Genomic DNA, 13,402 nt, shown 5'->3' with positions numbered 1-13,402 from the left:
TATTTATACATGCTTTGGCAATTATTTGATCTACATTTGGTCCAAGGCCCTTTTTCAGTATTTTGGTAGGCTTTCATATCGCACTTGGTGTGCTAGCATACGCGACTATTCTAGCCTTTCCTTTGCCTCAAGGTGAGATAACCTTCGGTAGGGAAAACAATAAGATTAAAACTTAAAGTTAATGTATGTACCTTTTAAAAGCTAATGTCTGCTTTAATAAATCATTCCTTTCATTTATTAAATTACGCGGCCGTATATATTTTTCCTCAATTTCCCTCATCTCCCTTTCTCGTTCTTTGATGCTTGCTCCCATAATTTCTGCTAAGTACTTACTTTTTCCTCCCTCAAGCTCTGATTTTAGTCTCCTCACTTTGTATTCTAATTCATCAAATCTTTCATGCTTTTCTAAAAGTTCCATCATTTCGTTTATTTTACTTAATAGCTCTTTCTCTTTGGTATTTTCCGCAATCAAAGAAAGTAAAAATTTATCTATTTGATAATCAACATCTGCTTGGGATGCAAATGACTCTATTGGATTTTCTTGATATTTAAAATCGCATAAAAAGCTGACAAACCTTATCTTCTTCTCAAGGTAATTTTTCATATCTTTTGAAAGATTTTTTTCCAGTTCTTTGTAGCCTTTTGATAGAAATGTTTCTAGCTCTTTTAAGTAATCTGAGTTTAGCTTGCGTACCTTTTTAGCGTTATCAGATAACACAATTATTAGCAAATGCTTTATTATCTCAATATCACTTGATTTTATTGCCTGGTACAACGCTTTTTCTCTATCTTCCTTCACATCATACAATTCTGATGAATCGCTCAAGCTGAATAAGTAATTTACTTCACTACCATCTTTTTTAGGATAGACTATAACATTCACTTCTCGCAGTGGATGGTCATCATTAAATTCCTTCAGTAATTCTTGCTCAGTAGTTTCTTCTATAGCAACGGCTGCATTACTTAGCTTTTTAAGCTGATTTATATCACTACTTTCTTTTTTAAGTAAAATTTTTGCTTCTTTCAGCAACCTTCTATAGTTAGTAATTTTTTCTTCATTGCTTAGTGCTAAAAAAGTATTGCTTGAGCTGCTCAGAACTATATGATAAAAACTCCATTGCCTTTACCGTTACAGTAACCCATTCTCATGAAAACTGAAACAATTTTCTTTTCCACAGAGAGTTAAACAAAGGTTTGAAAAAGGGTGAAGTGAAACCACCCCATTTCAATTCTAGTATCACATTAAGCCATTATCATAAAAACTAAAGTGACTTTTTTCTGTTATTATTACATGATCCATTAATTTGATTCCTACATTATCACATGCCAACTCTAATTTCCGTGTATTCTTTTCATCTTCCTCAGATGGTTCTTGGTCTCCGCTCGGATGATTATGTGCTACTATAGCAGACATTGCTTCGACCAATAATCCCCTTTTGACTATTTCTCTTATGTAAAAAGGTGTTTTGTTTACAGTTCCGGTGTCTTGAACATACTCGTGCACCAAACGGTTACCTGGATCCAAGTATATCACTCGTAAGCCTTCTTTTCTGAACTGCCCTATTGTTGCCTTCAAGTACTCTATTAGCTTTTCTCTATTATCCATAATTGATAACTCTTCTAATTTGCCTTTCAGTATCCTTTTTATAATTTCTCTCACACATTGAATACTTGCTACAGATGCATCATTCATTCCTACAACGCTTTTTAGCTCATAAAGATCAGCACTAATTACTTTTCCCACACTATTGAACAGCGCTATTAGTTTCTCTGCAACATTTCTGCTTTCTCCTTTTTCGCATACAGAATACAGTATAAGTTCCAATAGCTCATGATCAAGCAGAGACCTGTCTTTGCTTGATAAAATTCTAGTTTCTAATTTTTCTTTTCTTTTATTCTCACTATTATTCATAAAAACCTCCAAGATCAACATTATATACAAATTCAGCGCCAGCTTTCTGACGCAATAGTTCTCGAGGAATAACTCTTTTGAACTCTAAATTTGCAATGTTGTCCTTGTTGCTTGGGCACTGGGATGACACATAAGAAGCTACTTGAATGACACCTTTACGATATTTCAAACTACAACAGCTGTGCAGATCCAGTTAGAGAATAATGCGAAAAATTATACAATCAACGAACTACCTGTCATTTCATTTGGCTTTTTGAGTCCAAGTAGCTGTAAAATAGTAGGGGCAATATCAGATAGTCTTCCATCTCTTAATTTTAGATTTTCGCAAGATACAACGAATGGAACTTTATTTAGAGTGTGTGCTGTATGAGGTGTGTTGTTTTCTTCATCGAACATACATTCCACATTACCATGGTCTGCCGTAACAATGAGTGCAGTATTACCCACTTCTTCAGCAGCACTCAGCACTCTCGCAAGGCAATCGTCTACAGCTAGCACAGCTAGCTCAGCTGCTTTTATGTTACCTGTGTGTCCCACCATATCAGGGTTAGCGTAGTTTACAACTATCAGTGCAAATTCTTGGGAATGAATTTTTTCTACAAGCTTCTCTGTGAGCTCAAAGGCTGACATTTCGGGCTGCAGATCATAAGTTTTAACTTTTGGTGAAGGAATTAGTATTCTTTCTTCACCGAAAAAAGGTTCTTCTCTCCCGCAATTAAAAAGAAAGTTACATGCGCGTATTTCTCAGTTTCAGCAATGCGCAGTTGCCGTAATTTATTATCTTCTATTATCTGTCCTAAAGTGTTAGCGAAAGATTCAGGAGGAAAAAGATAAGGAATTTTTAAGTCTGCTTTGTATTGCATCATGCTTAAAATTGAAGAGAATTTTGCCACTTCAGTGAATTTCTCGCATGACCATTGTTTTAATGAAAGATTAGCAGCGCTGTTTGGTGTCATTCCAGCGCGTGACGCTGGAATCCATATATTTTCTTCTTTCTGGATCCCAGTGTCAAGCACTGGGATGACAGAGGATTTTATATAGTCCGTTTTGTTAAGCAAAATACTTGCCAATTGTATCATTCGATCAGCACGAAAGTTAGCCAACAGCAATCCATCTTCTGCTTGTATACCTTGATAATCACCTATTACTGCAGGCCTGATAAACTCATCAGTTATATTATTTTGATAATTTTCATCAATAAGCGATACTGCATCATCGTGGCGAGGTGCCTTTGCAAATGTGATAGCCTCATAAGCCTCAATTGTTCTTTCCCACCTATTATCACGGTCCATAGCATAATAACGCCCAGAGACAGTGGCAATTCTTATGTCATTGTCCTTTATACTCTCTGCAAATTCTTGAATGCATTTTTTTCCTGAATTTGGTAATGTGTCTCTGCCATCTAAAAATGCATGTATTACTACTTTAATTCCGCGCTGTGATATTTTATTTGCTAAAGCTCCAATATGCTTTTGATGTGAATGAACACCGCCATCTGACACTAATCCGATTATGTGGCATACGCCATTCTTACTTTTTAGATTGCCAGCAAAACTTTGTAAATTTGCATTATTTTCTATCGTTTCGATTTCTTGATTAATGCGCTGAAGGCTTTGCATTACCACTCTACCACTGCCAATATTCATATGGCCAACTTCTGAATTGCCTATTTGGCCTTCTGGTAATCCAACATCAGTTCCACAAGTGGATAGACTGCATTTTGGGTAATTAGAGCTAATATATTGCCAACAGGGTGGATTTGCATTGCTGATAGCATTGTATTTACTGCTTTCTATTCCATTCCCCCAGCCATCTAGTATGCATAAAACAACTGATTTAAAGTTCATATAATACTAGAATTTTATAGATTTAATATGATACCAAAAACAAACTCTCCTCACAACTTTTGCGTTAAAGTAGGAGATAGAAAAAGCTACTTAGAGGCAATGGTATATGAGGTTTTTCATAAAATATTTTATTAAAGTGATTGACAGTTGCTGAAGTTTTTACTAAAACACTTCCTACTTTTAATAAGAAAGTCAAATGAGTTTTACCCAATATGTAAAAGCTAATATTTTAGCAACATCAAGCACTATAATTAATATAAACAAATTCGTAAACTTTTTAAAACACAATACACACATTACAAAGCTTATTTTACGATGTTCAAGCATTAATTATGAAGTTATAAAAGAACTAGCTAAGCTTTCACATCTTACTTCACTTGATCTGAATTGCTGTTGTATTGGTACAGAAGGTGCAAAGGTTTTAGTAAGCGGGAATCTTACAAATCTTACTTCACTTGATTTAGGAGGAAACGGAATCGATGATGAAGGTGCAGAGGTTTTAGCGAGTGGCAATCTTACAAGCCTTACTGAGCTTAAATTATATGATAATAAAATTGGCGATAGAGGTGCAAAAGCTTTAGCAAGTGGAAATCTTAAAAAACTTACTTTACTGAGTTTAGGATGGAATGAAATTAGTGACAAAGGTGCAAAGGCTTTAGCGAGTGGAAATCTCCAAGATCTTGTTACACTTAAAGTATATGATAACAGCATTCATTACAAAGGTGCAAAGACTCTAGCTAATGGAAATTTGGTACGTCTTACTTCACTTATTTTCAATTATTGCAGTATTGATAGCACGTTGCCTAAAAATGTTCTGCCTGAATTAAAAAGGAAGTGTAATAAAAGAAAAATAGGAGGGGAGCCAGAGAGTAGGCTAAGTGATGCGCAGACATCTTTGCATTTTAATAGTAAGAAAATAAGTGACAGAAGAGAATAGTGGGCTGTAAATATATATTGCAACAGAAATCAACGCTCCCCGGGCCGGATTCGAACCAGCGACCAATTGGTTAACAGCCAACTGCTCTACCACTGAGCTACCGAGGAATAAACCTTTTTCAACTTATCATATCGAACGTCGATTGTAAACGATTTTTATGTAGACTTTAAACCCATAAAACTCCTTTACAAACTCCGCCATTTCCCTTATCATACCAATAAGAGTATTCATCCTTGTTTTTGATACGCGCGGTCTCAACGACAAAATTCAGTAAAAAACTCAGGTATTTATTGGCAAATTACAAAAAATTATAGCGGCTGCATGTCTTTTTATTTTTTCTACATTCAGCCAAATCGCGCTTAAAATAAGCGTTAGCACATTATTACAATGCCAATTTAAATTATTATAGGGTCAAAACTCGCTATACGGGGATTCTTTTGCCTTTTTTCTATTTAGTAAATTTCTTAATACTTGTGACTAAGAAAGCAGCATGTAATGCACAGCTGTACGAGCATTATCTGTAGGAAGATGTCATGCCAGTGCCCAGACACTGGCATCCAGGAATTTTATTAAGTTGGTAAGCGTAAAAGTAGCCGTTTTATGTTAAAATACAACGTTTTGATGATTATGAAAAAGCTGGATCCCAGTGTCAAGCACTGGGATGACACCATCATAAAGTAACCAGTGTCAGCTACTTGGATGACACCATCATAAAGGAATCAGTGTCAGCTACTTGAATGACAAGAAAGAGGGCATTGGGATGACAAGAGAGAGATTACTCGAATAACACCTTAATGGTGGCTTAAATCACAAGTTCGTACAGTGATGGCGCTCCTTTAAGAAGCACCATTTACTTAAGATTTTTCTAAGCCTGTAATACCTATACACATTTACTTTGATTAGAATCTCATGTTTGACCAGGAGAGCAATTGTTACTAGTGTTACCAGTACATGCATCTTTTCCTGTTATTGTCTTCGCAATTGCAGGGGCACCAAAAAATACAGCAGTAAATGCACCTAGTGCAAAAAGTGCTGGCCACGGCATTCTCCCAAATATTGCAAGCAAGGCTGCACCAATTATTACTATTGTAATCATCGGCCCACCTAGACCTTGGGTATATTGTACTATTTTGCATATCACTGTTGATGTTTCATCAGCATTTGCATCAAATGCAAAGGAGAGAATTAAAGCTACAAGTAGAAGAAAATTTTTCATTATGCCTCCGTATTTAACGCTGGATTATCTATCATTTTGATTAAATTTGAGTAAATGATACAAGAAGTATCATTTACTTAAAATTTCTTTGAGGCTGTGATACCTATTATGTACATTTACCATTAGTCAACGTTTTACCAGTAGGGCAAACAATCGCACCATCCTTACAAAACATACCGTCTGGTACTATTTTTGAAACAACTACAGGTGCACCAAAAAACACAGCAGTAAATGCACCTAGTGCAAAAAGTGCTGGCCATGGCATTCTCCCAAATATTGCAAGCAATGCTGCACCTATTATCACTATCGTGATCATCGGTCCACCTAAACCATGAATATAGTTTACTATTTTGCATATTACTGTTGATGTTTCATCAGCATTTGCGTCAAACGCAAAGGAGAGAATTAAAGCCACAAGTAGAAGAAAGTTTTTCATTATGCCTCCGTATTTAACGCTGGATTATCTATCATTTTGATTAAATTTGAGTAAATGATACAGCTTGTATCATTTACCCAATACTTTTTACTTACACTTGTATACTCCACTTGCATCAGGGCTGCTGACACGTGTAGCTTTTTCCATCTGGAGCAAGCTTCAATTCTTGTCCAGCAGAACATGGCACGCACTTACTTGCTGTATCTGGTGCTATTTTTGAAACGACAGCAGGAGCACCAAAAAACACAGCAGTAAATGCACCAAGTGCAAAAAGTGCTGGCCATGGCATTCTGCCAAATATTGCAAGCAAGGCTGCACCTATTATCACTATTGTGATCATCGGCCCACCTAAGCCATGAGTATAACCCATTATTTTGCAGATTACTGCTGATGTTGCGTCTAGATCATTAGTAGCACGTGCATCAAACGCAAAGGAAAGAATTAAAGCTACAAGTAGAAGAAAATTTTTCATTATGCCTCCGATAATTTCTGTTTCATATTTGACTATCTATCACATTGATTAAGTTTAAGTAAATGGTGAGGATTTTTTGCTTAAAAATATCCTTTATTTCATTTAGAATACTTTTCTTAGTTTATTTATATTACAGTGCTACAGAAATTTTATAGCATCGTTTATTGCCTTTATCGTGCTTTGATCGACACAATTTACAATGATGGAGTGGAGCACGCAGGGTATCTATCATTTTTAATTCTGTTATCAATATTTCCTTTTCTTATTGTTTTAATGGCTGTGGCGTCAACATTCGCAAGTTTCTTAGACCAATACAACGTCGGCTGGACATTTATTATTGATAACATGCCACAGGATATTTTATCATCTTTGATGCCGCGTATTAGGGAGATAATATCAGGCCCGCCGCAAAGCTTACTAACTTTAGCAATTGTAGGCGCTGTTTGGACCGCCTCGTCAACAATTGAAGGGCTAAGAACAGTATTGAACAAAGCTTATAAAATTCCAGTTTCGCCGCCTTATATATGGAGAAGGGTACTCAGTATATTACAGTTTTTAGTGATCACACTTATTATAACTCTAACTATAGTGTTCTCTACATTAGTGCCGATGCTAATTGATTTTTCCTATCAGGGGATTAGTTATACTAAATATCTCCTCATTGAATTTGTACTTTTCACAGTAGTCTCTTGGCTATATTTTATGTTGCCAAACATAAAACAAAACTTATCAGACGTATTTCCCGGATCTTGTGTGGCTGTTATTCTTTGGACAATTTCCGCTTCAGCTTTCAAGCAATACTTAAAAGCTTCCTTTGAGCAACTGAATTTGATATATGGAAGTTTAGGTGGTGTGGTGGTGTCGTTACTATTTTTTTATGTGCTAAGTTTGATTTTTATATATGGAGCAAAATTTAATTTTCAGCTAAAATACTTCAATGAATCTCGCTAAGGAGAAAGAAATGGGTAAGTTAGAAGGTAAAGTAGCTTTAATTACCGGGGCTTCAGGTGGAATAGGCTCTTCTGTCGCAAAAAAACTTGTAAAAGAAGGTGCATCTGTGATTCTGATTTCCAGATCTCTTGATAATCTCATGCCACTATATAATGAAATTGAAAAGTTTAGAGAAGGCTCTGTGAAACTAATTCAGCTTGATCTTTTGGATTTTGAGAGCGTAAAAGTACTGCCAAATATGATAGAAAACCTGAAATTATCAGAATCTGGAGCACTTGATATACTAGTTGCGTGTGCTGGAATTTTAGGAAAACTGAACCCCATTCACGACTATGAGATTGAAGAGCTACAGCACGTAATGAATACAAATTTTACTGCCAATTGGTACCTACTAAAAAACTTAGATCCAATGCTAAAAAAATCTAATGCTGGAAGAGTGATATTCATGACCTCAGAGGTGACACTTTCTCCTTCCTCTTATCCATATTGGGTACCATATGCTGCAAGTAAGGCTGCACTAGAAGCAATGGTGAAGATATATGCATCTGAGACAAAACATACGAACTTATGCATAAATGCCGTGTATTCGGAAGGGCCTATCGATAGTGAAATGTATAAGCAAGCGTTTCCCGGAAAAGACACATCTGAATTGGTGCCACCTGATGAACTAACAGACAAATTTGTGGAGCTTGCTTCTAACGATTGTAGCGTATCAGGACAAATCTTACCACTTAGCAGATCTCCTGAATAAATTACCATAGTATCTGCAAAGATACCGTTAAGCCCACAACTGTATGAACATTGTGATTTGAGTCCACTAGGAAGGATGTCATCCCAGTGCCTCTATGGTGTCATTCCAGTCTGGAATCTAGTCTTTATTATGCAGCCACTTATTTAAAGTTAAGTTTTCTGGATCCCAGTGTCTGGGCACTGGGATGACATCATCTATTGTGTGGCACCTTAACTAAAAACAAATGTTCGTACAGTCAAGCATTGGAACCTGCCACGCAAATTGCAATGTTTGTAAAGTTATACGTTAAGCCTAAAAGTAGTTAGGTTTAATAAAAATTCACATATACAGGAAAGATTGGTAACATTACTTGAATAGAGACCGTTATTGTAATTATGCCAAAACGTACAGATATAGAATCTATATTAGTAATAGGGGCAGGCCCAATAGTTATAGGTCAAGCGTGTGAATTTGATTATTCTGGAACGCAAAGCTGTAAAGTATTAAAAAGTGAAGGTTATAAAGTCATTTTAGTTAACTCCAATCCTGCAACTATAATGACAGATTCTGAGTTCTCTGATGCAACTTATATTGAGCCGATGTTACCTGAAATCATAGAGAAAATTATAATTAAGGAGAGACCAGATGCAATATTGCCAACAATGGGTGGGCAAACAGCACTCAATTGCACAATAAAACTTGCAGATGATGGAGTGTTAGACAAATACAACGTAGAATTAATAGGGGTAAATAGAGAAGCAATAAAAAAAGCAGAGGATAGAGAATTATTTCGCCAATCCATGGATAAAATAGGGCTAAAATACCCCAAAAGTATCATTATAAAAAGTCAAGAACAAATAAAAAAGGCTTTGAATTACATTGGATTGCCAGCAATTATCCGCTCGTCATTCACCCTTGGTGGTGCAGGTAGCGGCATAGTATACAATAAAGAGGAATTTTTCAATATTGCAGAAAGTGCTCTGAAAATTTCGCCAATAAATGAAGTTCAGATAGATGAATCAATTATCGGCTGGAAAGAATATGAAATGGAAGTTATCCGTGACTGCAAGGATAACTGTATAATAGTGTGTTCAATAGAAAATGTTGATCCAATGGGAGTGCACACCGGAGATAGTATCACAGTTGCTCCTGCTCTGACTCTGCGTGATGCTGAATATCAACAAATGAGAAATGCATCTATAGCAGTGTTGAGAGAAATTGATGTTAGCGCCGGTGGTGCAAATGTTCAGTTTGCAGTGAACCCTAAAGAAGATGAAAGCCTCGTTGTAATTGAAATGAATCCAAGGGTTTCTCGCTCTTCTGCACTTGCCTCAAAAGCAACAGGCTATCCTATTGCAAAAATTGTAACTAAACTTGCTATTGGCTATTCACTTGATGAAATACGTAACGACTGCGCTCCAATAATACCAGCAGCATTCGAACCAGTGATTGATTATATCGTCACTAAAATTCCTCGATTTGAGTTTGAAAAATTTAAGGGGACAAATTGTGAATTATCAACCTCCATGAAATCAGTGGGAGAAGTGATGTCAATTGGCCGCACTTTTAATGAGTCGCTGCAGAAAGCTTTTCGCTCGCTTGAAACTGGGCTTACGGGACTTAATGAAGTATTTCCTGAAAATACTGATATTGATCACATCAGATCTCAATTAGCAAAATTGCTGCCAAACAGATTACTGATTGCTGCTGACGCAATGCGTCATGGAATAAGCATAGAAGAAATAAATTCGATTACAGGATATGACTTATGGTTTCTGCAAAATATACAGCAAATCATCTTGGCTGAACAAAAAATCAAGGAAAATGGCCTTCCTGGAACTGCACATGAAATATTAGAGCTGAAAAAAATGGGATTTTCAGACGCAAGATTAGCAAAATTAAGTAATAGACCTACCTCTGTCATCCCAGTACTTGATACTGGGATCCAAGAAAAAAATAGGTGGATTCCAGTGTCACGCACTGGAATGACATCAGAGCAAATTGAAGCAATGAGGAAAAAATTTGGCATTAAACAAATTTATAAGCGTGTAGACACCTGTGCAGCTGAATTTGAATCAAGCACTGCTTATATGTATGGTTGTTATGAGGGTGATGTTAAAAATCAAACGGAATGTGAGGCGAATATTTCGGATCGAAAAAAAGTCGTGATTTTAGGAAGTGGTCCAAATCGCATTGGTCAAGGTATTGAGTTTGATTATGCATGCGTACATGCAGTTTCTGCAGCCAAAGAAATGGGATATGAAACAATAATGATTAACTGTAATCCAGAAACCGTTTCAACTGATTATGATACTGCTGATCGTTTATATTTTGCACCGCTCATTGCAGAGGATGTGCTTGAAATACTAAGTAAAGAGCAAGAAGATGGCACACTGGTTGGTGTAATAGTTCAAATAGGTGGTCAAACACCTTTAAAGTTAGCCAAAGTGCTGAATGAAAGAGGTTTTAATATATTGGGTACATCTTTTGATTCTATTGACCTTGCAGAAGATCGCATGAGGTTTAAAAATCTTGCTTTGCAGCTTAATTTAAAACAACCTGAAAACTCTATCTGCTATTCAGTGGAAGAAGCGTTAACCAACGCAGAAAAGGTGGGGTTTCCACTAGTAGTCAGGCCATCATATGTCCTCGGCGGTCAGTCTATGTCAATTCTGCATGATATTGATAGTTTCAAAAGGTACGTCCTGAATCACACTAAAATCTTTGAGCATGGTTCGCTGCTTCTTGATAAATTTTTAGTCAATGCAGTTGAGATTGATGTTGATGCTGTGTGTGATGGGAAAAAAGTTTTCATTGCAGCGGTCATGGAGCATATTGAAGAAGCTGGTATCCACTCTGGCGATTCAACATGCTCAATACCGACAAATACATTGAGTGACGAAGTAATAAAAGAGATCGAGCTCCAAACTGAGAGAATAGCATTAGCATTAAAAGTGAAAGGCCTGATAAACATTCAGTTTGCTGTTCAAGGGAGTGATGTATACATACTTGAAGTTAATCCTAGAGCTAGTCGTACAGTTCCTTTTGTTTCTAAAGTAATCAATGTTCCTATTGCAAAGCTCGCTACTGAAGTTATTTTAGGCAAAAAATTAGATCAAGAGAAAAAATCTCTCGATCACTTTGCTATTAAAGCTGCAGTTTTTCCATTCATGCGCTTTTCGGAAACTGATATCCTACTTGGTCCTGAGATGAAGTCAACAGGAGAAGTGATGGGAATCGACTTATCCTTCGAGGCAGCACTTGCAAAAGTGCACATAGCTGCAGGATACAAATTACCAACAGAAGGAACAGCTTTAGTTTCAGTAAAAGATGATGATAAAGAGTATATATTACCTGTTGCACGGATGTTGAAAGAACTGAGCTTTGAAATATATGCAACCAAAGGCACAGCTTTGTATCTGAATAATAACGGCATTGTTGCAAAAGCTGTAAATAAAGTGAGAGAAGGCAGACCCCACATAGTTGATATGCTCAAAGATGGAAAAATAAATCTAGTGATCAATACTTCAAAAGGTGTAAAATCAGTCTCAGACAGCAAAGGTATCAGGAGAACTGCTATTTTGCAAAATATAGCTTACAGCACCACAGCTTCTGGAAGTAAAGCGTTAGTACTTGCAATTCAATATGTAAAGAATAGCAATTTGGAAGTGAAGTCATTACAGCAAGTACAAAACGTTTAAATATTAAAACTAATATTACTCTACTTTAATAAGAATTTTGTAACGTAGCAAATTCAAGTGAGTGAGAAATTTAATTAAAGGGATTTTTTATTATGGTTGTCGATATATAATTACTTGAGTATTTGGTTGCTCGTTGAAAGGCTTTGTATTAATTCTCCTAGTTCAAATAATGTGCAGACTTTAACTGTAAAAATCTGCGTATTTATAGCATGATTCCTACTTTGTAAGTGATCATTACTGAAAGGTGTTTTCATGCATTTTTTACCTGAGTGCAATAAGTGTAATTCATTGAGTTTTTAAATTGATAATGAAGAAAAGCATTATTCGTCTAATAAAAGCAATCCAATATTCTTGTGAAGGAATAAAATCAGCTTTTGTATCAGAAGTTGCGTTCAGACAGGAGTTACTGCTTTTTATAGTATGTATTTCAACTTTGTTTGTTTTAGATGTAAGTAATCTAGACAGTGTAGACATTCAAGATAATAGAATTATAATAGTAAATCACAAAATTACTGACTGGAATAAATTTACTGAATTTGCTAAAAAATATGGTGGAAAAACTCTATCGGAAATGGCTAAGCTTTGGAGCAATGTTAGTATCCCAACGATTCATCGAGCTCTTAAAAAAATTGGACTCACACGCAAAAAAAGACATATGGATACAAAGAAAGGGACGAAGAAAAACGCGCTGAATTTTTGAAAATTATAGCAACAAAAGAACCTCAAAACTTAGTTTATATAGATGAGTCTGGCATTGATAACACCGAGGACTACCCTTATGGATATTGCCAGAAGGGACAGAGGTTTTATGCTCTAAAATCTGGTAAAAAAATTCAACGAATCAGTATGATTGCAGCCTTAAACGGCAGGAAAATAGTTGTTCCGTTAACATTTGAAGGCCACTGTAATATGTTAATAAATGGTTTGAGCAGTTTCTGACACCGATTTTGAAACCTGGACAAACTGTTATCCTTGATAATGCTACTTTTCATAAGTCTAATAAGATTACTGAATTTGCTAAAGGAGTTGGCGCAGAAATTTTATATCTACCGCCTTATTCTCCCGATTTTAACAAAATTGAGCATCATTGGTTTGCTATAAAAAACAGAGCTAGGAAAAACATCCCTCTATTCACATCTTTTCGTCATGCTGTTGATTCCGCTTTTCTATAAGCTTTTCGGACTATTATGAAAAGAGCTA

The 13,402-nt window shown here is 36.1% G+C and carries 10 protein-coding genes, 1 tRNA gene and 3 pseudogenes; 6 read left to right on the top strand and 8 right to left on the bottom strand.

Annotated elements, in window-relative coordinates; translation table 11 throughout:
- Nucleotides 1–178: 178 nt before the first annotated feature.
- The 4 genes and pseudogenes from Wcon_RS07025 to Wcon_RS12105 all read right to left on the bottom strand — a co-directional run bounded on the left by Wcon_RS07025 (nt 179) and on the right by Wcon_RS12105 (nt 3,759).
- A complete protein-coding gene (locus Wcon_RS07025) occupies nt 179–1,030 on the bottom strand; it encodes a hypothetical protein (RefSeq protein ID WP_237349981.1) in 852 nt (283 codons plus the stop codon).
- Between the two features lie 207 nt (nt 1,031–1,237).
- Nucleotides 1,238–1,912 carry a JAB domain-containing protein gene (locus tag Wcon_RS07020; protein ID WP_114517702.1) on the bottom strand — a complete coding sequence of 225 codons (675 nt, stop codon included), beginning with the start codon at nt 1,910–1,912 and terminating at the stop codon, nt 1,238–1,240.
- Nucleotides 1,905–2,081 carry a hypothetical protein gene (locus tag Wcon_RS11455; protein WP_153295444.1) on the bottom strand — a complete coding sequence of 59 codons (177 nt, stop codon included), beginning with the start codon at nt 2,079–2,081 and terminating at the stop codon, nt 1,905–1,907. Before Wcon_RS11455 ends, Wcon_RS07020 begins: the two co-directional genes overlap by 8 nt.
- A gap of 44 nt (nt 2,082–2,125) precedes the next feature.
- A pseudogene (locus Wcon_RS12105) lies at nt 2,126–3,759 on the bottom strand (2,3-bisphosphoglycerate-independent phosphoglycerate mutase).
- Nucleotides 3,760–3,955: 196 nt separating this feature from the next.
- Here Wcon_RS12105 and Wcon_RS07005 point away from each other — a divergent pair.
- A complete protein-coding gene (locus Wcon_RS07005; RefSeq protein ID WP_114517701.1) occupies nt 3,956–4,696 on the top strand; it encodes a leucine-rich repeat domain-containing protein in 741 nt (246 codons plus the stop codon).
- 35 nt (nt 4,697–4,731) lie between these two features.
- Here Wcon_RS07005 and Wcon_RS07000 read toward each other — a convergent pair.
- From Wcon_RS07000 to Wcon_RS06985, 4 genes are all read right to left on the bottom strand, one after another.
- A tRNA-Asn gene (locus tag Wcon_RS07000) sits at nt 4,732–4,803 on the bottom strand.
- 800 nt (nt 4,804–5,603) lie between these two features.
- On the bottom strand, nt 5,604–5,912 hold the full coding sequence (locus Wcon_RS06995) for a TrbC/VirB2 family protein (RefSeq protein WP_114517700.1): 309 nt from the start codon (nt 5,910–5,912) through the stop codon (nt 5,604–5,606).
- A 106-nt stretch (nt 5,913–6,018) separates the two neighbouring features.
- A complete protein-coding gene (locus tag Wcon_RS06990) occupies nt 6,019–6,348 on the bottom strand; it encodes a TrbC/VirB2 family protein (protein ID WP_114517699.1) in 330 nt (109 codons plus the stop codon).
- 115 nt (nt 6,349–6,463) lie between these two features.
- Nucleotides 6,464–6,820, bottom strand: a complete 357-nt coding sequence (locus Wcon_RS06985) for a TrbC/VirB2 family protein (RefSeq protein ID WP_114517698.1) — start codon at nt 6,818–6,820, stop codon at nt 6,464–6,466.
- Between the two features lie 135 nt (nt 6,821–6,955).
- Between Wcon_RS06985 and Wcon_RS06980 the strand changes: the two genes are divergently transcribed.
- From Wcon_RS06980 to Wcon_RS06955, 5 genes and pseudogenes are all read left to right on the top strand, one after another.
- Nucleotides 6,956–7,771: a YihY/virulence factor BrkB family protein gene (locus tag Wcon_RS06980; RefSeq protein WP_114517697.1), complete on the top strand. Its 816-nt coding sequence runs from the start codon at nt 6,956–6,958 to the stop codon at nt 7,769–7,771.
- Nucleotides 7,758–8,522 (top strand): SDR family NAD(P)-dependent oxidoreductase, encoded by a 765-nt coding sequence (locus Wcon_RS06975; RefSeq protein ID WP_114517696.1) that lies wholly within the window; start codon nt 7,758–7,760, stop codon nt 8,520–8,522. Before Wcon_RS06980 ends, Wcon_RS06975 begins: the two co-directional genes overlap by 14 nt.
- Before the next feature lie 374 nt (nt 8,523–8,896).
- Nucleotides 8,897–12,202: a carbamoyl-phosphate synthase large subunit gene (gene carB, locus Wcon_RS06965; RefSeq protein WP_114517695.1), complete on the top strand. Its 3,306-nt coding sequence runs from the start codon at nt 8,897–8,899 to the stop codon at nt 12,200–12,202.
- Nucleotides 12,203–12,509: 307 nt separating this feature from the next.
- Nucleotides 12,510–12,653 (top strand): annotated as a pseudogene (locus tag Wcon_RS12100) (diacylglycerol kinase); the annotation flags it as partial.
- A 45-nt stretch (nt 12,654–12,698) separates the two neighbouring features.
- Nucleotides 12,699–13,374 (top strand): annotated as a pseudogene (locus tag Wcon_RS06955) (IS630 family transposase); the annotation flags it as partial.
- Nucleotides 13,375–13,402 lie beyond the last annotated feature (28 nt).

Source organism: Wolbachia endosymbiont of Cylisticus convexus, from assembly GCF_003344345.1.
This window is presented reverse-complemented; position numbering and strand designations above follow the sequence as displayed.